We start from the raw sequence: 19,246 nt of genomic DNA on the forward strand, positions 1-19,246 counted from the left end.
CCGGGGCCTCCCCCGGGCACCGGCACTAGGCGAAGGCGACGACCAGCTCGACCTCGACCGGAGCGCCGAGGGGCAGCTCCGCGACTCCGACCGCCGACCGCGCGTGGCGGCCCGCCTCGCCGAAGACGTCGCCCAGCAGCTCGGACGCCCCGTTGACCACTCCCGGCTGCCCGGTGAAGCCGGGGGCGGAGGCGACGAAGCCGGTCAGCTTGACGACGCGGGTCACGCGGTCGAGCGATCCGATCGCGTCGGCGATCGCCGCGAGGGCGTTCAGCGCGCAGATCCGCGCGAGAGCCTTCGCCTCATCGGGGTCGACGAGCCCGTCGCCGGAGCCGACCTTGCCCGTCGCCGGCAGCACGCCGTCGACGAACGGGATCTGCCCCGCGGTGAAGACGAGGTGCTCGTGCACGACGGCCGGGACGTAGGCGCCCGCAGGAGCGGCGACGGCGGGGAGCTCGATGCCCAGCTCCGCGAGGCGCTGGGCGATGCCCGCTCCGCTCACGCGCCGGCCTCGGCGACGGGGCGCTTGAGGTAGGCGACGAGGCCGCCCTCGGGGCCGGTCACGATCTGGACCAGCTCCCAGCCCTCGGATCCCCAGGTGTTCAGGATCGCCGTGGTGTTGTGGATCATCAGCGGGGTCGTGACGTACTCCCAGCGCGGGACGGACATGGCTCTCCTCGAGTCCGGGGCGCGCCGCCGCGAGGCGGTGCGGACGGGGGTCCGCCGCGTCCGGAGCGGTCGCGGCGACTACGCTGATTCTATGTCGGGGGCAGGCGGGACCAGGGTCGTCAAGTCGATTGGAGGCGCCGTCGGCGGGCTCATCGGGGTGGTCGCGATGAGCGTCATCGCGGGGATCCTCGTGGCCGCGTCGATCACTCCGGCGATCGCACTCGGCGGCATGGCCGCGAACAACGGCGTGCAGATGTTCGACAACCTCCCCGAGTACCTCGAGATCGGCACTCTCGCCGAGAAGAGCAACATCTACGCGAAGGACGCGAGCGGCGCCGACGTCCTGCTCGCCTCCTTCTACGCACAGAACCGCGTCGAGGTCGGCTGGGACGACATCTCCCCCTTCGTCAAGGACGCCGTCGTCGCCTCCGAGGATCCGCGCTTCTACGAGCACGGCGGCATCGACCTCCTCGGCACCGTGCGCGCCGCGGCGACGACCGCGATGGGCGGCCGCGTGCAGGGCGGCTCCTCGATCACCCAGCAGTACGTGAAGAACGTCCTGGTGCAGAAGGCCGAGGCCCTCTCCGACCCGATCGAGCGCGACGCCGCCTACCGGGAGGCGACCGAGACGACTCCGGAGCGCAAGGTCGCCGAGATGCGCCTCGCGATCGGCCTCGAGAAGGAGTACCCGAAGAACGACATCCTGCTCGGCTACCTCAACATCGCGCTGTTCGGAGGAACGGTCTACGGAATCGAGGCCGCCGCGAACTACTACTTCGGCACGAGCGCCCGCGACCTCACGCTGGCGCAGTCGGCCGCGCTGATCGCCATCGTCAACAACCCCGAGAAGTTCCGCTTCGACCGTCCCGACGACCCGGCCAACCTCGCCGTCGAGGGCTACCCCGAGACCCTGAACCGGCGCAACTACATCCTCACGCAGATGAACGCGGAGTCGAAGGTCACGCCGGAGCAGATCGCCGAGGCCGCGGGCACGCCCATCGCACCGGTCGTCACCGAGCCCAGCACCGGCTGCCAGACCGCCGGCATCGCCGCGTTCTTCTGCGACTACGTCACCTGGGTCATCAAGAACGACGACGCGTTCGGAGCGAGCCGGGACGAGCGCGACGCGACCTTCAAGCGCGGCGGGTACCAGATCTACACGACCCTCGACAGCGAGCTCCAGCAGGCCGCCGTCTCGGCGACCGACGCCTGGGTGCCGAAGTCGATGGGGTCGATCAACATCGGCAGCTCGAGCGTCTCGGTGGAGGTGGGCACGGGTCGCATCCTCGCCATGACGCAGAACAAGGACTACTCGAACGACCCCGACGTCGCCGGGCCGAACTACACGAGCGTCAACTACAGCACCGACTTCGGCTACGGCGGCTCGTCCGGATTCCAGGTGGGATCGACCTACAAGGTCTTCACCCTCGCGGAGTGGCTGCAGGAGGGGCGCTCGCTCGGCGAGAGCGTCGACGGGGTGCGCCGCGCGTACACGACCTTCCGCGACAGCTGCGAGCCCGACGGCGTCTACTACGGCCCCTCCTGGGACCCCAAGAACGACGAGGGCGGCAACGGCGGCGTCTACTCCGTCCTCGACGCGACGAAGGGCTCGATCAACACGGGCTTCGCCGCGATGGCTCAGCAGCTCGACCTCTGCGGGATCCGCAACACCGCCCTGGCGATGGGGGTGCACCGCGCGGACGGCACGGAGCTGCAGAAGTACGCGCCCACGATCCTCGGCACCAACGAGATCGCGCCGCTGACCATGGCGACCGCCTTCGCGGGCTTCGCCAACAAGGGCACCGTCTGCACCCCGATCGCGATCGACCGCATCGTCGACCGCTCGGGAGCGGACGTCGCTCCGCCCGCCTCGGAGTGCACGCAGGGCATGTCGGAGGCGGTCGCGGCCACGGCCGACTACGCCCTGCAGCAGGTCATGACCGGAGGAACGGGGCGCGCGTCCGCGACCGGCACCGGCGTGCCGCACATCGGCAAGACGGGCACCACGGACAACGCCGTGCACACCTGGATGGTCGGCGCGAGCACCGAGGTCGCCACGGCGACCTGGGTCGGCAACGTCGTCGGCAAGACCTCCATGCGCGGGCTGCGCCTGAACGGCGTGAACGCGGGCCAGGTCCGTCACCGCATCTGGCCGCGGATCATGAGCGTCGCCGATGCGAAGTACGGCGGCTCGGCGTTCCCCTCGCCGCAGCGCTCCCTCGTGGACGCGCCCCAGGAGGCCGTGCCCGAGGTGACCGGGCAGAGCTCCGCGGCCGCCTCCGAGCGCCTGCGCCAACTCGGCTTCCGCGTGAGCGTCGACCCGGTCCGCGTGCCCTCCGACCGCCCCGAGGGCACCGTCGCCCGGACGAACCCGCCGGCCGGCTCGCGCATCGCCCGCGGGAGCGCCGTGGTGCTCCAGGTGAGCGCCGGGCCGGTGACGCCGCCGCCCTCGCCCGCGGCTCCGCCGTCCCACGCCGCCGCACCGCCCGCCGCGGGCTGAACCGCACTCACCGGGCGCCCGGCGCCGTCGTGCAGAATGAACGCGGTCGTGCCTCGCGACCTCACCCTCGGGAGAAGGACACATGACCGGACGCAGCCGACGCCCCCTGACCACCGCTCTCGCGACGGCCGCCCTCGCCGGCACCGCCGCCGGTGTGTGGGGCATCGGCATCGAGCGGACCCTGTTCACGGTCCGCCGGATCAGCGTCCCCGTCCTGCCGCAGGGATCGGCGCCGCTGCGGATCCTGCACCTCTCGGACCTGCACATGGCCCCGTGGCAGTCGAAGAAGCAGGAGTGGCTGCGCTCGCTCGCCTCCCTCTCCCCCGACCTGATCGTCGACACCGGCGACAACCTGGGCCACCGCGACGGAGTGCTCGGCATCCGCCGCGCGCTCGAGCCGTTCGCGGGCGTCCCCGGCGTGTTCGTCCACGGCTCGAACGACTACTTCGGCCCCCGGGTCAAGAACCCGCTGCGCTACTTCCGCGGACCGTCGGAGAACCCGCGTCCCGACCAGGGCGGTCTCGACACGGAAGCGCTCACGGGCTACTTCACCGACGACCTCGGCTGGACCGACCTCAACAACACCGCGACCTCGATCGAGGTGGGCGGAACCCGGATCGAGTTCTTCGGGGTCGACGACCCCCACATCTCCCGCGATCGGATCGACCTGGTGGCGGGCGCCGTCGACGAGCTCCGCGCGGCGGCCGACGGTCCGGCCGATGTGAGCATCGGAGTGGCGCACGCGCCCTACCAGCGCGTGCTCGACGACTTCGTCGCGCGCGGCGCCGAGCTGATCCTCGCCGGGCACACCCACGGCGGGCAGGTCTGCGTGCCGGGCTTCGGCGCCCTCGTCACCAACTGCGACATCCCCCGCGACAAGGTGGCCGGATTCACGACCTGGGACAACGGGCTGCGCAGCTCGTACCTCAACGTCTCCGCGGGCGTCGGCACCTCGATCTACGCGCCGGTGCGCTTCGCCTGCCGCCCCGAGGTGACGCTCGTGACCCTCGAGCCGGCGAGCTGAGCCGGAGCTCGTCGGGGCCGTTCTTCCGGCTCGTGAATATCGGCTATCATTGACGAGGTTCGCCCGCGAGAGCGGTGCGAGCACTCCACCGGGGTGTGGCGCAGCTTGGTAGCGCGCCTCGTTCGGGACGAGGAGGTCGTGGGTTCGAATCCCGCTACCCCGACCGGTGAGGAGCCCGGCCAGGATCGATGATCCGGGCCGGGCTTCGTCGTTCCCGGGGTCGTCCCGCGGTCCTCGTCCGGCCGCCGCGTGCGCGCCGCACAGGCGCCGTTCCGCGCTCGGGCACCGCTCTCCGAGGAACGCCGAGCAGACTGGGACCTCCCCGTCCACCGCCGCAGGCACCGTCCCCGCAGGAGGAGCACCATGAGCCGGTCGCTCACCCGCCTCACCCTCGCCGTCGGCGCCCCCTACCTGGCGGCGCTGGCTCTCGTGGCGTTCTGGCCCGTCCCGGTCGACTCGGGCGTGCGACGCCTCCTCGACCGGCTGCTGGCCGCCCTCGCTCGTCACGGCCTCGGAGTGATCGACTACGACCTGATCGAGCGCGCGGCGAACGTCGCGCTGTTCGTCCCCCTGGGCGTCCTCCTCGCCCTGCACCTCCGGGCCCGTTGGGCCTGGCTCGCCGTCGTGGTCGGAGCGACGACGAGCGCCGTCATCGAGACGGGGCAGCTGCTGTTCCTCTCGGACCGCTTCGCCACCACCGACGACGTCGTGATGAACACTCTCGGAGCGGCGATCGGCACCGTGCTCGGCGCCGTCGTGCGCGCGGTGCTGCAGCACCGTGAGCGCCTCGCGCGGCGGGAGGACGATCTGCTCGTCCGCGCTCCGGTCGCCGGCCGCGCCTGAGGGGGCCCGCGTTCGGGGCACGGACGACGACGCCGGAGGGCGGAGGCCGGTCCGACGCCGTGGCGTCGTCCGTCCTCCGCGCCTCCGGCGCCGGTCGAGGGTGGTCGCGGGTCAGCGGCCCAGGCCGCGGTACTCCCAGCCCGCTGCACGCCAGTCGGCGGGGACGAGGCAGTTGCGCCCGTCGACGACGAAGCGGTTCGAGACCAGCTCGCCCGCGACGGCGGGGTCGATCGCGCGGAACTGCTTCCACTCGGTGACGACGACCACGGCGTCGGCTCCGCGCAGGGCCTCGTCGACGTCGGTCGTGTAGGTGATGTCCGGGTACTTGCGACGGGCGTTCTCGATCGCCTCGGGGTCGGTCGCGACGACCTCCGCACCGAGCTCGTGGAACCGGCCCGCGACGTCGAGCGACGGCGAGTCGCGCGTGTCGTCGGACTCCGGCTTGAAGGCGAGGCCGAGGACGGCGATCTTCTTCCCCTCGACCGAGCCGCCGAGTCCCTCGACGACCAGGTCGACGACGCGCTGACGGCGGCGGAGGTTGATCGCGTCCACCTCGCGGAGGAACGCCACCGACTCGCCGACGCCGAGCTCGTCCGCCCGGGCGGAGAAGGCGCGGATGTCCTTGGGCAGGCAGCCGCCGCCGAAGCCGATGCCGGCGTTGAGGAAGCGACGGCCGATGCGGACGTCGTAGCCGATGGCGTCGGCGAGCTGCGTCACGTCCGCTCCGGTCACCTCGGCGATCTCGGCGATCGCGTTGATGAACGAGATCTTGGTCGCGAGGAACGCGTTGGCCGAGACCTTGACGAGCTCCGCGGTCGCGTAGTCGGTGACGACGAGCGGGGTGCCGGCCGAGAGGGCGGTCGCGTACACCTCGTCGAGCGTGCTCTTCGCGGCCTCGCCGGCCTCGCCCGAGGGCACGCCGTAGACGAGGCGGTCGGGGCGGATGGTGTCCTCGACGGCGAAGCCCTCGCGGAGGAACTCGGGGTTCCACACCAGCGAAGCACCGGTCGGGGCGATCATCTCGGCGAGGCGGGCCGCGGTGCCGACGGGGACCGTCGACTTGCCGACGACGAGCGAGTCTGCGGTGAGGTAGGGCAGGAGGCCCTCGATCGCCGAGTCGACGAAGCGCATGTCGGCGGCGTTGGAGCCGGCCTTCTGCGGGGTGCCGACGGCGACGAAGTGCACGGCCGCACCGGCGGCGTCGGCCGTGTCCGTCGAGAAGCGGAGACGACCCGACGCCACTCCCGAGGACAGGAGCTCGGGCAGGCCGGGCTCGAAGAAGGGGGCGGAGCCGGCAGCCAGGGCGTCGATCTTCGCCTGGTCCACGTCGATGCCGATCACGTCGTGGCCGAGCTCGGCCATCGCGGCGGCGTGGACGGCACCGAGGTAGCCGCAACCAATGACAGAAAGCTTCACAGGGGTCTCCGAATCGTGGACGGGTGGGTGTCGCGTCGGCGACGGCGGGTGGAGGGGTTCCGGCGATCAACGACTCAGGAAGCGTTCTCTCGCCGCGCCAATGCTCTCAGATCGCGGGAGATGTCGGAGACGGCAGCGGAGATCTGTCGGCGACGCGGGTGTGCGTCGCCTCGCTGCGGCCGATCGGGTCGTCGATGTCGTCCCCCGCCGCTCCCCGGGGAGCACGCCCGCGGTTCGCTGCGGCGAGGCGCACGACGCCGCGGAGCCGGGCAGCCGGGTCCTCCACCGCGGGGAGCGGGACCTCGGCGATGACGAAGGGCAGCACCCGCGCGAATTCGAGCAGTGTGAAGCCGCGGAGCAGGATCGAGGGGAAGCTCCGCGCCGCGTCCACGAGGTGGTCGCGCGTCATCGTGAGCATCACGTCGGCCTCGGCCACCAGACGCTCGGAGAGCCGGGCACTGGAGTGACCGCTCGGGTCACCGCCGTGGACCGCGCTCAGCCGGGCGGAGGTCGGGTCCATCCGGTACCCGTCGCGGGTCTGCACGCCGGCGCTGCGGAGGGAGAAGAGCGGGCCGCCCGCTGGGGACGTCACCCCGCCCAGCTCGTGCCGCAGCAGCTGCTCGGCCATCGGCGACCGGCAGATGTTGCCGGTGCAGACCGACAGGACCGTGAACACCGGAGAGCCCGACGCGGACACCGCGTCGGACGGGAGCCTGCCTCGGCGGCTCCGACGGGATCCGTCGTCTCCGGGGAACGTCATGCCGCCCCGATCAGACGGCGCTCGGGGCGGGCTCGCTCGAGGGCTCGGTGCGGGCCCCCGTCTTCTCGGAGCCGTAGTAGCTCGTGTAGTAGTAGCCGTAGCCCCGGCCGACCTGGCCCCGCGGAGGAACGCGGTTGAGGATGACGCCGAGCGTGTGGCCGCTGACCCGCTCGAGGTTCTGGATCGCCTTGCCCAGCTCGTCGGTGGTGGTCTTGCCGGCCGAGATCACGACGAGCGCTCCGTCGGTCCGGGCGGTGAGGATCGCGCCGTCCGTGACGGGCAGCAGGGGCGGCGCGTCCACGATCACGATGGCCTCGCGGGCGATCTCGTGCAAGAGGATGTCCATCCCGTTGGAGCCGAGGAGCTCGCTCGGGTTCGGCGGGATGGATCCGGCGCCGAGGATCCAGAGGTTGCCCGAGGGGCCCCACGGCTGGAGGACGTCCTGCAGCTCCGCCTTGCCGATGAGCAGATCGGTGAGGCCGACGCCCGGTACGAGACCGAAGGACTTGGCGACCGTGGGCTTCCGGAGGTCGCCGTCGACGACGACGGTGCGCTGCCCGGAGGCGGCGAGGGTGACGGCGAGGTTCGCCGTCACGGTGGATTTTCCGTCGGAGGGCAGCGGGCTGGTGACGACGATGATCCGCGGGGGGCTGTCGACGTTCATGAACTGCAGGTTCGTCCGCAGCTCGCGCAGCGACTCGGCGAGCGCGTGCTTGCCGTCGGCCTTCACGTAGTCGGTCGTGTCGGCCTCGGGGATGATGCGGTTCGTCTCGCTGAGGCGCTTGTCGACGGGCAGCGTGCCGACCACGGGCAGGTCGAAGAGGCGCTCGACCATCTCGGCGGTGCGGATGCGGCGGTCGAGGGTGTTGCGGACGAACGCGTAGACGAGGCCGAGCACGAGTCCGGCGAGCGCACCGACCGCCAGGACGAGCCGGAGGTTCGGGAACGCGGGCGCACTCGGCAGCGCGGCGTCCTGGATCACCGAGAGGTTCACGGTGTCGCCCGTGCCCGTCTCGGCGTTGATCTGCTGGATCCGGGTGGCGACCGCCGAGACCCAGGCGTCGGCGAGCTTCTGCGCGCCGTCGGCGGTGGAGGCCTCGGCGGTGACGCTGAGGACGGGGGCGGCGACCTCGGGCGTGACCGTGATCGCGCTGATCAGCGCGGAGGGGCTGATGTCGAGGCCGAGGTTCTCGATGGCGATCTCGGCGACGTCGCGCGAGGAGGCGATCGGGACGTAGGTGGTGAGGCGCGACTTGGCCAGCGCCTCGGCGATCTGCTCGCCGTACAGGTCCTGGCTGCCGTCCCCGCTGTCGGGCACCGTCACGGTGACGAGGCCCTTGGAGTCGGCCTCGTAGCGCGGCTTCTGCGTCAGGGACCACCCGAAGGCGACCAGGGTTCCGAGGAGGATCGCTGCGACGATCGGCAACCAGTGATCACGGAGAAGTCGGAGGACGTCCCTAAGTTCCAAGGTGGCAGGTTCCTTCACTGATTCGGAGCGGCGCACGACCGTCGGAGACGGTGAGCCCTGAGATTGTTGCACAGGCGTGTTGTCGGCCTGTTTCGCGGCGCATCATGGGTGCACCCCGTCCGGGGTGGGCTGCTGTGCACGCCTCCTCGTGATCACTCCGAGCCCGACGAGCTCGTCGACGGCGGCGTCCACGGCCGACCGCGGATCCACTCCGTCGGGCGCCCCGCCGACGTCGGCCAGGACCGCGGCGCTCAGGCGGTCGGAGGGGACGCCCTCGCCGACCCGGCGCCAGAGGGCCGGGCCGATGCCCGAGAGGCGGACGAGGACGCCTCCGGTGAAGACGAGGACCTCGCCGGCGGGAGTGCGCAGCGCGTCGTCCACGTGCGCCAGCTCGAGGTCGTCCGAGGCCGCGCCCGACAGCGGGAGGGGGACGATCTCGTCCCAGACCGCCGGAGCAGGGTCGCCGAGTGTCGCGAACAGCCGCTCGACGAGCCCGAGGGCCTCGGCGGACTCGGAGTACACGAGGCGCCGGACGCCGCCGAGCGAGCGCAGGGTCTCGACGAGGTGCACGATCGGGCGCGGCCGCGCCGAGAGGTAGGAGGTCTGCGGCACGAGGTCGTCGATCGCCTCGATCGGATCGACCGCCTCGAGGAACGGCTCCGCCACTCCGGGGCGCCGATCGAGCAGGACCACGCCGGCGAGCACGAGCGGCCCGGGCGGCGCGGGCCGGAGCCCGAGTGCGGCCGGCGCGAGCTGCGCCTTCGGGGCGGACCCCGTCAACGGCTTCACCGAGAGCGGCTTGGGGTACGGCAGGACGCGCCCGTCCACGGCCACGCCGACCGTCTCGTCGCTCACGTAGCCGAACCGCGTGCCGAGCAGCCGCGCCATCGTCGTCTTGCCTGTGCCGGAGGCTGCCACGAAGGCGAGGACCCGGCCCGACTCGTCGGCGACTCCGCACGCGTGGAGCATCAGGAGGTCGCCGCGGCGGACGCCGATGGCCTCCACGGTGAGCCTCGAGGTCAGCGACTCCTCGAGCTGGGCGACCGTCCCGGCGAGGACGCGCACGCCCTCCCCCTCGACGATCGACGGCAGCACGTCCGCGAGGACGATCCGCTCCTCCCCCGTCGGCGAGCGGTGGCAGGCCGCCCAGCTGGAGGTGATCCGGTCGACGTCCTCCGACGACAGGCCGTCGCCGAAGACGATCCGGAAGCGCACGTCGAGGACGGAGACGACCGTGCTGCGGAGGGCGACCCCCGCCTCGGAGGCGATCAATACGCGCCGTCGCGGGCGAGGACGGCGCGGGCCGTCTTGAACAGGATGATCAGGTCGCCGGTCATGGACCAGTTCTCGACGTAGTAGAGGTCGAGGCGGACGGTGTCCTCCCACGACAGGTTCGAGCGTCCGCTCACCTGCCACAGACCGGTGATGCCGGGCTTCATCAGGAAGCGGCGGTGCACGTGCGCCTCGTACTGCTCGACCTCGCGGGCCAGGGGCGGACGGGGGCCGATCAGCGACATGTCGCCGCGGAAGACGTTGAGGAACTGGGGCAGCTCGTCGAGGCTGAACCGGCGGAGCACCGTTCCGACCTTCGTCACGCGCGGGTCCTTCGCCATCTTGAAGAGGACGCTGTTGCCCTCCGCGCGCTGCTGGGCGGCGAGAGCGGCGAGGCGCGCCTCGGCGTCGACGACCATCGAGCGGAACTTCAGCATCTCGAACGTCGCGCCGTTGAGTCCGATGCGCTCCTGGCGGAACAGGACCGGGCCCGGGCTGGTGGCGCGCACGAGGATCGCGACGACGATCAGGACCGGAGCGCTGAGCAGGATCAGCGCGGTCGACGCGACGATGTCGAACAGCCGCTTGGCGAAGCGCTGGCGCCCGTCGAAGCGCGGGGTCTCCACGTGGATGAGGGGCAGTCCGGCGACGGGCCGGGTGTGGATGCGCGGGCCGCCGATGTCGGTGAGGCTCGGCGCGACGACGAGGTGCTCGCGGCCGGGCTCGAGCGTCCAGCTCAGCTCGCGGATCCGCTGCGGGGCGAGCTCGTCGGAGCTGGTCACCACGACCGTGTCCGCGCCGGTCGCGTCCATGACCGCGCGCACTCCGTCGATCCCGGTGAACGAGTGCACGGCGAGGCCGTCGAGCTCGGTCTCGCCGCGGAGCGCGTCCGCTCCCCCGGGAGAGGTGGAGACGGCGCCGACCAGCTTGTAGCCGGCCTCGGTGCCCCGGCGCAGCTCGCGCGCGGTGTGCAGGACGCTCGTGCGGGAGCCGAGCAGAACCACCTGGTTCGCCGACCGTCCCTGCTTGCGCTCACGGGTGAGCCAGGAGCGCCAGAGCAGTCGGCCGACGCAGATGAGGACGACCCCCGCGGGGAAGGCGGTGATGATGTAGCCGCGTCCGAGCTGGATCTGGAGGAGGTAGGCGACGATCGCGACGATGCCGAACAGCCAGATCGAGGAGTCGACGATGCGGCGGTACTCGACGTAGCCCGTTCCGATGATCCGCCGGTCGCGGGTGTCGAAGACCTGCAGGGCGAGGAGCCAGGCGAGCGAGAGCAGCACCGAGACGACCGTGTAGTTGATCGCGAACGCGTCCGTCGTGCGGAAACCCACGACGTCGGAGCCGAGATCGAGGTCGAACCAGAACACCTGGGTGCCGAACACGGAGACGAGGATGGCGAGGACGTCGGTCGCGAGGAGCCGGCCGCGGTACTCCTGCTCCCAGGACGACCCGCGCTTCGGCGTGATGCCCTGCGCCGTCATCGATCCCCCCGACCTCTCCTCGTTCTTCGAACGGCGTTCTTCCGTCTCCGGTGATGTCACGCCGCAAGGCTACCCACTAGTTCGTTTCGCGTGGGTGTCGCACGCCTGAGGCGTTCTCGGATACTACCCGCGCAGGCGCCCGCGGCTCTCCTGCAGATAGCAGGCTCCGCAGAGGGACTCGTACGTCACCAGGGCTCCGTCGATCGCCACCTGGTCGCCGTCGAAGACGAAGCGGCCGTCCACGACGCGCCCGTTGAAGATTGCTTTGCGCCCGCAGCGGCAGATCGTCTTGAGCTCCTCGAGGCTGTGCGCGATCTCGAGGAGCCGCCTGCTCCCGGGGAACGCCGCGGTGCGGAAGTCGGTTCTGATGCCGTACGCCAGCACGGGGACGTTCTCGAGGATGGCGATGCGCAGCAGGTCGTCGACGTGCGATTCGGGCAGGAACTGCGCCTCGTCCACCAGCAGAGCGCTCACGTCCCGAGCGGTTGCGGCCAGCACGCGTGCTCGGGCGGCGGTGAACACCGCGACCGGATCCTCGTCCGGGCGGAACAGGATGTCCACCGGACGGGTGACGCCGAGCCGCGACACGATGAGCGCCTCGCCCTTGGTGTCGACCGCGGGCTTGGCCAGCAGGACCTGGTGGCCGCGCTCCTCGTAGTTGTACGCGGCCTGCAGGAGCGAGGTGCTCTTGCCGCTGTTCATCGCTCCGTAGCGGAAGTACAGCTTCGCCATCAGGTCTCCTCGGGGCTCGTCGGCGGTCGGGCGCTCGAGAGGGCGCTCACTCCAGGAAGCCGTCCTCGGCGGCGCGGCGGATGAGCTCCGCCCGGCGGCTCGCGGGACGGCCGATCCTGGCGTACTTCTGGCGCACCCGGCGCAGATAGGTCTTCGCCGTCTCGAACTGCACGTTCATCTTGGCAGCGACCTCGGGCGTGCTCGATCCCGAGACGTACAGCCGGAGGGCCTCCAGCTCGCCCGCGCTCAGCCGCGGACGCTGCTGGGCGGCGACTCCGATGGGCAGCGGTCGCCACTGCGCCGCGGATCCCGCGGTGGAGCGCATGGCCATCGCCGACCGGGTGCTCTCCATCACCTCGCGCATCGGCTGCGCCTTGGTCAGGTGGCGCGCGGCTCCGGCGCGGAGGCTGCGCTCGCGGATCTCCTCGTCCTCCCGCTCGGAGAGGACCACGACGACCGCTCCCGCGGCGCGGCAGGTCCGGATGCGCGCCTCGATCGAGATCGGCTCGCGCAGCTCGAAGTCCATGATCACGACCTCCGTGGGGAACACGGTGCTCGTCACGAGCTCCATCCAGGTCCCGGCGCCGACGACGACCTCGAAGTCCGGCGCGTGGGCCGCGATCCAGCTGCTCATGCTGTCGAGGACGAGCTCGTGATCATCGAGGATGCCCAGGCGCACGGGGCGGGACGACTCGTCGTCGCCGCTGCGAGCGGAGGAGCCGGACGAGGGCTCACCGGAGCGGCTGACCATGCGCCGATCCTAGCCGAGCGGCGGCCGCGCGCTCCTGCCCCGGTTCCGCCTCAGAAGAGGGTCGGCTGGCCGACGCCCGGGAGCATCGCGGCGCGATCGGGACCGAGCTCCTCGGCGAGGAGACCGCCGTGCTGCAGCGGCCGGCGATCCCCGCCGAGCACCCGGAGCGTGCCGAGTCCGGAGGAGAGCACCGACCCGGTGGCGGGATCCTCCCGCCCCTGCTCCAGGCGGTGGGCGCGCATCAGCGGGCGGATCCGCTCCGTCAGCCAGCGGCGGTACTCCGCCGGCGCGTACGCGGAGCGGCCCGGGTAGAGCGAGCGGTAGCGGTCGAGCAGCTCCGGGTGCTCCTGCGCGAGCCACTGCAGGAACCACTCCTTCACTCCGGGCTTGAGGTAGAGCGTCGAGTACAGGATCGACGTCGCGCCCGCCTCGGCGCAGGCGCGGAGCGAGGCGTCGAGGTGCGCCTTCGTGTCGGTGAGGAACGGCAGGATCGGCATGAGGAAGACGGAGCAGTCGAACCCGGCCTCGCGGGCGGCGGTGACGGTGGCCAGCCGCGCCGCGGCGGTGGGCGCACCGGGCTCGACCGAGCGCTGCAGCTCCTCGTCGTACACGGCGATCGAGACGCCCAGGTCGACCGGCACGTGCTCCGCCGCCTCCTTGAGCAGCGGAAGGTCGCGGCGGAGGAGGGTGCCCTTGGTGAGGATCGAGAGCGGGGTGCCCGAGGCGGCGAGGGCGGCGATGATGCCCGGCATCAGGCGGTAGCGCCCCTCCGCCCGCTGGTAGGGATCGGTGTTCGTGCCGAGGGCCACCGGGTGCCGCTCCCAGCTCGGCCGGGCGAGCTCGCGCGTGAGCACCTCGGCGACGTTGACCTTCACCACGATCTGCGAATCGAAGTCGCGGCCGCCGTCGAACTCGAGGTACTCGTGCGTCGGACGCGCGAAGCAGTAGGTGCAGGCGTGGGTGCAGCCGCGCATCGGATTGATGGTCCAGCCGAAGGGCATCTTCGACGAGGTGTGCACGCGGTTGAGCGCGGACTTCGCGAGGACCTCGTAGAAGGTGATGCCGTCGAACTCGGGCGTGCGCGTCGTGCGCACCAGATCGGTCAGCCGCACGAGGCCCGGGAGCGCGCGGTCGTCGGCTGCACCGATCGACTGCCCGCTCCACCTCATGGAGCCATTAGAACATATGTTCGAACTCCGCGCGCCGGGCGGCGCCCGATCGGGTCAGACCGAGGCGGAGAGCGCCAGGGTCTCGGCCGTCGCCGCGACCGTGCGCTCGGCGGCCTCCGGAGCGTCGTTCAGAGTCGAGCCGTAGCTCGGGATGAGCGAGCGGATGCGCGGCTCCCAGCCCTTCAGCTCGTCGGGGAAGCAGCGCTTGAGGACGTCCAGCATGATCGGCACGGCCGTCGATGCGCCGGGCGAGGCGCCGAGGAGCCCGGCGATCGTGCCCTCGGCACCGGTGATGACCTCGGTGCCGAACTGCAGCACTCCGCCCTTCTTCTCGTCCTTCTTCATGACCTGCACGCGCTGACCGGCGGTGATCAGGTACCAGTCCTCGGAGCGGGCGGTGGGCAGGAACTCGCGGAGCGCCTTCATCTTCTTGCCGCGCCCGGCGACCACCTCGCCGAGGAGGTACTTCATCAGATCGAAGTTGTCGCGGGCGACCGCGAGCATCGGCCCGAGGTTGTGCGGGCGGATCGAGAGCGGCAGGTCGAGCCACGACCCCTGCTTGAGGAACTTGGGCGTGAATCCGGCGTAGGGGCCGAAGAGGAGCGACGCCTCGCCGTCGACGACGCGCGTGTCGAGGTGCGGCACCGACATCGGCGGCGCGCCCACCGCGGCCTTGCCGTAGACCTTCGCCTGGTGCCGCGCGACGATCTCGGGGTTGTCGGTGCGGAGGAACTGCCCCGAGATGGGGAAGCCGCCGAAGCCCTTGATCTCGGGGATGCCCGACTTCTGCAGCAGGTGCAGGGCGCCGCCTCCCGCGCCGACGAAGACGAAGCGGGCGAGCACGCGCTTGGGCGTGCTGCCGACGAGCTGCTTGAGGTCGAGCTGCCAGAGTCCGTCCTTGCGGCGGGTGATGTTCGTGACCTCGTGGCCCGTGTCGAGGGTCCCGCCGTTGCCCACGACGTGGTCGAAGAGCTGGTGGGTCAGAGCGCCGAAGTCGACGTCCGTTCCGGCGGGGATGCGCGTCGCCGCGTACGGGCCGCCGCCCGCGGGGCGCTGCTCCATCAGGAGGGGCGCCCACTCGTGGATCGTCTTGACGCTCTCGGTGAACTCCATGCCGGCGAAGAGCGGCTGGTCCTTCAGGGCCTCGTAGCGCTTGCGGAGGTACTCGACGTTCGCCTCGCCGTGCACGAAGGTCATGTGCGGAGCGGCGTTGATGAAGCTCGAGGGCTCGCGGATCGCCCCGGCCTCGACGAGGCTCGCCCAGAACTGGCGCGAGATCTGGAACTGCTCGTTGATCTGGATCGCCTTGGCGGGGTCGACGGAGCCGTCGGCCGCCTCGGGCATGTAGTTGAGCTCGCAGAGGGCGGCGTGGCCCGTGCCCGCGTTGTTCCAGGGGTTCGAGGACTCCTGCGCGACGTCGCCGAGCCGCTCGTAGGCCGCGATCGTCCAGTCGGGCTGGAGCGTGGTCAGGAGGGCTCCGAGCGTGGCGCTCATGATGCCCCCTCCGATGAGGGCGACGTCGACCGGTTCCGAGGAGTTCACGAGAACAGAGTTTACCGTCGCGGGAGGGTCTGCAGCCCGGACGGGGGGCCGCACCGTCATCAAATTCGCGGCTTTTCGACGACGATCACCTTGCGGCGCCGCGCGGAGTCGAGCGGTCGGCTCAGTCCGGGCGGCGCCGCCAGTGCCTCAGGAGGCGGCGGGACGCGCGGCGATCAGCTCCGCGATCTGCACGGCGTTGAGCGCGGCGCCCTTGCGCAGGTTGTCGTTGCTGATGAAGAACGCGAGGCCGCGGCCCTCGGGCGCGCCCTCGTCGGCGCGGATCCGGCCGACGTAGCTCGGGTCGGTGCCCGCGGCCACGAGGGGGGTCGGGATCTCGCGGAGCACGACTCCGGGCGCATCGGCGAGCAGCTCGCGGGCGCGCTCCGGCGTGAGCCCGCTCGAGAACTCGGCGTTGACGGAGAGCGAGTGCCCGGTGAAGACGGGGACGCGGACGCAGGTGCCCGAGACCAGCAGGCCGGGCAGCTCGAGGATCTTCCGGCTCTCGTTGCGGAGCTTCTTCTCCTCGTCGGTCTCGTTCAGGCCGTCCTCGACGAGGTTCCCGGCGAACGGGATGACGTCGAAGGCGATCGGAGCGACGTAGACCGCGGGGTCCGGGAAGGCGACGGCCGAGCCGTCGTGGACGAGGTCGAGGAGGCGCTCGTCGGCGACGGCCGCCTTCGCCTGGCCGGCGAGCTCGTTCGCCCCGGCCAGACCGCTGCCCGAGACGGCCTGGTAGGTGCTGACGATGAGGCGGGTGAGCCCGGCCTCGGCGTCGAGCACCTTCAGGATCGGCATCGCGGCCATCGTGGTGCAGTTGGGGTTCGCGATGATGCCCTTGACGGCCTGGTCGATCGCGTGCGGATTGACCTCGCTCACGACGAGCGGGACCTCGGGGTCCATGCGCCAGGCGCTGGAGTTGTCGATCACGAGGGCACCGGCGGCGGCGAACCGCGGGGCCTGCGCGCGCGAGCCGGTCGCTCCGGCCGAGAAGAGGGCGATGTCCAGACCCGTCGGGTCGGCGGTCTCGACGTCCTCGACCACGACGTCCTCGCCGCGGAACGGCAGCGTCGTGCCGGCCGAGCGGGAGGTGGCGAAGAAGCGGATCGAGGCGATCGGGAAGTCGCGCTCCTCGAGGAGGCGGCGCATCACCTTCCCGACCTGACCGGTCGCGCCGACGACGCCCACGTGGAGGGGGGTGCTGCTCATGCTCTGCTCTTTCGTCCGTGCGGCGCGGCCGCCGCTCCCACTCGCGTGGGGATCAGGAGGGGTCCCGCGGGAGCGGGTACCGGTGAGAAGGTACCGGGCGGGGAGTCGCCTCCGCGCCCGGCACCGCGCGATCGGCGGGATGGCGGGGGTCGATGACCGTCAGCGGCCGGTGCCGGCGTAGACGACCGCGTCGTCCTCGGCGTCCAGGCCGAAGGCGGTGTGGACGACGCGCAGCGCCTCGTTCACGGTGTCGGCGCGCGTGACGACCGAGATGCGGATCTCGCTGGTGGAGATCATCTCGATGTTGATGCCGGCCTCGAACAGCGAGCGGAACAGCTTCGCCGAGACGCCCGCGTTGGTGCGCATGCCGGCGCCGACGAGGGCCAGCTTGGCGATCTGGTCGTCGTACTGCAGCGCCTGGAAGCCGACGTCCTCCTTCTCGGCGTTGAGCGCCATGAGGACCGTCTGGCCGTCGGCCTTGGGCAGCGTGAACGAGATGTCGGTGAGACCGGTCGACGCGGCGGACACGTTCTGCACGATCATGTCGATGTTCGACCCGGTCTTCGCGACGATCGTGAAGATCTGGGCGGCCTTCCCCGGGATGTCGGGCACGCCGACCACGGTGATCTTGGCCTCGTTCAGGTCGGCGGCGACGCCGGCGATGATGGGCTCTTCCACGGTCTGTCCCTTCTCGGTGCCGGCTGCTCCGGCGTTGTAGACGATGGTGCCCTCGTTCGGGCTGAAGGAGGAGCGCACGTGCAGCGTCACTCCGTGGCGGCGGGCGAACTCGACGGCGCGGATGTGCAGGACCTTGGCCCCGGCCGCGGCGAGCTCGAGCATCTCCTCGCTGGAGATGCGGTCGAGCTTGCGGGCGCGCTTGACGACGCGGGGGTCGGCGGTGAAGACGCCGTCGACGTCGGTGTAGATCTCGCAGGTGTCGGCGCCGAGGCCCGCGGCGAGCGCGACGGCGGTGGTGTCGGAGCCGCCGCGGCCGAGGGTGGTGATGTCCTTGGTGTCGCGGTTGAAGCCCTGGAAACCGGCGACGATGACGACGGCGTTCTCGTCGAGGGCCTCGCGCAGGCGCACCGGGGTGATGTCGACGATGCGCGCGGCGCCGTGCTGCGCGTCGGTGATCATGCCGGCCTGGCTGCCGGTGAAGGAGCGGGCCTCGTAGCCCATGCTCTTGATGGCCATGGCGAGCAGCGCCATCGAGATGCGCTCCCCGGAGGAGAGCAGCATGTCGAGCTCGCGGGGAGCCGGGATCGGCGTCACCTGGTGGGCGAGCTCGAGCAGGTCGTCGGTGGTGTCGCCCATGGCCGAGACCGCCACGACGACGTCGTTGCCCGCCTGCTTCGTGGCGACGATCCGCTTCGCGACGCGCTTGATGCTCTCCGCGTCGGCGACGGAGGACCCGCCGAACTTCTGGACGATCAGGCTCACGTGCTGCTCCCGGGTCGGTGGCTGGGGGCCGTCGCGACCCGACGAGGGAGTCTACCGGCGGGCGCATGCGCGAGGGGCCATGTTTCGGCCCGGCCGGTCGTCCCCTCCTGCGTCAGTTCTCGACGAGGCGGCGGCCCTCGAAGGCGCGGCCGAGGGTGATCTCGTCGGCGTACTCGAGGTCGCCGCCCACGGGCAGGCCGGACGCGAGCCGGGTGATCCGGATGCCGAGCGTGCTGAGCATTCGCGAGAGGTAGGTCGCGGTCGCCTCGCCCTCGAGGTTGGGGTCGGTCGCGATGATCACCTCCTGCACCTCGCCGTCGGCGAGACGCTGCAGGAGCTGGCGGATGCGGAGCTGATCCGGCCCGATGCCGTCGATCGGGCTGATCGCCCCGCCGAGCACGTGGTAGAGGCCGCGGAACTCGCGGGTGCGCTCGATGGCGGGGACGTCCTTCGCCTCCTCGACGACGCAGATGACGGTGCGGCTGCGACGCGGGTCGCGGCAGATCCCGCAGGTCGCCTCCTCGGCCACGTTGCCGCAGATGTCGCAGAAGTGCACGCGGCCGCGCAGCTCGAGCAGGATCTCGGCGAGACGGGTCACGTCGAACGTCTCGGTCTGCAGGATGTGGAACGCGATGCGCTGCGCGGACTTCGGGCCGATGCCGGGGAGTCGGCCGAGCTCGTCGATCAGCTCCTGGACGATGCCTTCGTACATGCGGTCGCCTCCTCTCGGTCGGGGCGGGTGGAGCGGGCGGGTCGGGACGGCGCGAGGATCATGCGCCGCTCACGCGGGGACCGCGCGGCACGTGGGGCTGCTCCTCGATGAACTGGGCGCCGAGGATCTCGCGCACCACGGCCTCGCCGTAGCGCTGACGGCCGTCGGCGGTGGCCGAGCGGGTGGTCCGGGTCACCGGGCGCGCGGGCGGCTCGCGGCGCTCGGGCGCGCGGCGGGAGCGCGGACGGGCTCGGGGGC

Annotated in this window: 18 protein-coding genes and 1 tRNA gene; 4 read left to right on the forward strand and 15 right to left on the reverse strand. The window is 71.5% G+C overall.

Features of this window, described 5'->3' with window-relative positions:
* Window positions 1-25: 25 nt before the first annotated feature.
* The gene (locus tag B0T42_RS13765; RefSeq protein WP_077223626.1) at window positions 26-502 is read right to left on the reverse strand and encodes a RidA family protein; all 477 of its coding nucleotides are present in this window, start codon (window positions 500-502) and stop codon (window positions 26-28) included.
* Complete coding sequence (locus tag B0T42_RS20500) at window positions 499-669, reverse strand: Sp36 family protein (protein ID WP_165759626.1); 171 nt, start codon at window positions 667-669, stop codon at window positions 499-501. The genes B0T42_RS13765 and B0T42_RS20500 overlap by 4 nt, the downstream gene beginning before the upstream one ends.
* Window positions 670-760: 91 nt before the next feature.
* Between B0T42_RS20500 and B0T42_RS13770 the strand changes: the two genes are divergently transcribed.
* From B0T42_RS13770 to B0T42_RS13785, 4 genes are all read left to right on the forward strand, one after another.
* A complete protein-coding gene (locus tag B0T42_RS13770; protein ID WP_158078137.1) occupies window positions 761-3,169 on the forward strand; it encodes a penicillin-binding protein in 2,409 nt (802 codons plus the stop codon).
* Window positions 3,170-3,251: 82 nt separating this feature from the next.
* The gene (locus tag B0T42_RS13775; protein WP_077223628.1) at window positions 3,252-4,193 is read left to right on the forward strand and encodes a metallophosphoesterase; all 942 of its coding nucleotides are present in this window, start codon (window positions 3,252-3,254) and stop codon (window positions 4,191-4,193) included.
* A gap of 89 nt (window positions 4,194-4,282) precedes the next feature.
* A tRNA-Pro gene (locus tag B0T42_RS13780) sits at window positions 4,283-4,356 on the forward strand.
* 200 nt (window positions 4,357-4,556) lie between these two features.
* Complete coding sequence (locus tag B0T42_RS13785; RefSeq protein WP_077223629.1) at window positions 4,557-5,036, forward strand: VanZ family protein; 480 nt, start codon at window positions 4,557-4,559, stop codon at window positions 5,034-5,036.
* Window positions 5,037-5,147: 111 nt separating this feature from the next.
* On the opposite strand, the gene B0T42_RS13790 is transcribed toward B0T42_RS13785, so the two are convergent.
* The 13 genes from B0T42_RS13790 to B0T42_RS20140 all read right to left on the reverse strand — a co-directional run.
* Window positions 5,148-6,452: a UDP-glucose dehydrogenase family protein gene (locus B0T42_RS13790; RefSeq protein WP_077223630.1), complete on the reverse strand. Its 1,305-nt coding sequence runs from the start codon at window positions 6,450-6,452 to the stop codon at window positions 5,148-5,150.
* Window positions 6,453-6,558: 106 nt separating this feature from the next.
* A complete protein-coding gene (locus tag B0T42_RS13795; protein ID WP_158078138.1) occupies window positions 6,559-7,128 on the reverse strand; it encodes an arsenate reductase/protein-tyrosine-phosphatase family protein in 570 nt (189 codons plus the stop codon).
* A 94-nt stretch (window positions 7,129-7,222) separates the two neighbouring features.
* Complete coding sequence (locus B0T42_RS13800; protein WP_342418255.1) at window positions 7,223-8,752, reverse strand: tyrosine-protein kinase domain-containing protein; 1,530 nt, start codon at window positions 8,750-8,752, stop codon at window positions 7,223-7,225.
* Between the two features lie 30 nt (window positions 8,753-8,782).
* Window positions 8,783-9,952: a hypothetical protein gene (locus B0T42_RS13805; RefSeq protein ID WP_077223633.1), complete on the reverse strand. Its 1,170-nt coding sequence runs from the start codon at window positions 9,950-9,952 to the stop codon at window positions 8,783-8,785.
* Entirely contained in the window at window positions 9,949-11,496 is a 1,548-nt protein-coding gene (locus B0T42_RS13810) for a sugar transferase (protein ID WP_236720291.1), read from the reverse strand. The genes B0T42_RS13805 and B0T42_RS13810 overlap by 4 nt, the downstream gene beginning before the upstream one ends.
* Window positions 11,497-11,559: 63 nt before the next feature.
* Complete coding sequence (locus B0T42_RS13815; RefSeq protein WP_077223635.1) at window positions 11,560-12,168, reverse strand: thymidine kinase; 609 nt, start codon at window positions 12,166-12,168, stop codon at window positions 11,560-11,562.
* Between the two features lie 46 nt (window positions 12,169-12,214).
* A complete protein-coding gene (locus tag B0T42_RS13820; protein ID WP_077223636.1) occupies window positions 12,215-12,919 on the reverse strand; it encodes a response regulator transcription factor in 705 nt (234 codons plus the stop codon).
* Between the two features lie 50 nt (window positions 12,920-12,969).
* Window positions 12,970-14,088 (reverse strand): Rv2578c family radical SAM protein, encoded by a 1,119-nt coding sequence (locus B0T42_RS13825; protein WP_077223637.1) that lies wholly within the window; start codon window positions 14,086-14,088, stop codon window positions 12,970-12,972.
* Between the two features lie 54 nt (window positions 14,089-14,142).
* Window positions 14,143-15,690 carry a malate:quinone oxidoreductase gene (locus B0T42_RS13830; RefSeq protein ID WP_077223638.1) on the reverse strand — a complete coding sequence of 516 codons (1,548 nt, stop codon included), beginning with the start codon at window positions 15,688-15,690 and terminating at the stop codon, window positions 14,143-14,145.
* A gap of 87 nt (window positions 15,691-15,777) precedes the next feature.
* A complete protein-coding gene (locus tag B0T42_RS13835) occupies window positions 15,778-16,836 on the reverse strand; it encodes an aspartate-semialdehyde dehydrogenase (protein ID WP_077223639.1) in 1,059 nt (352 codons plus the stop codon).
* Between the two features lie 159 nt (window positions 16,837-16,995).
* Window positions 16,996-18,276, reverse strand: a complete 1,281-nt coding sequence (locus tag B0T42_RS13840; protein WP_077223640.1) for an aspartate kinase — start codon at window positions 18,274-18,276, stop codon at window positions 16,996-16,998.
* A gap of 112 nt (window positions 18,277-18,388) precedes the next feature.
* The gene (gene recR, locus B0T42_RS13845) at window positions 18,389-18,988 is read right to left on the reverse strand and encodes a recombination mediator RecR (RefSeq protein ID WP_055791233.1); all 600 of its coding nucleotides are present in this window, start codon (window positions 18,986-18,988) and stop codon (window positions 18,389-18,391) included.
* Window positions 18,989-19,046: 58 nt separating this feature from the next.
* Window positions 19,047-19,246 (reverse strand): hypothetical protein (locus B0T42_RS20140; protein ID WP_236720292.1); only part of this gene is annotated, 200 nt, incomplete at its 5' end.

It is taken from the genome of Rathayibacter rhapontici, assembly GCF_001995175.1.
In the GTDB taxonomy this organism is placed as follows: domain Bacteria; phylum Actinomycetota; class Actinomycetes; order Actinomycetales; family Microbacteriaceae; genus Rathayibacter.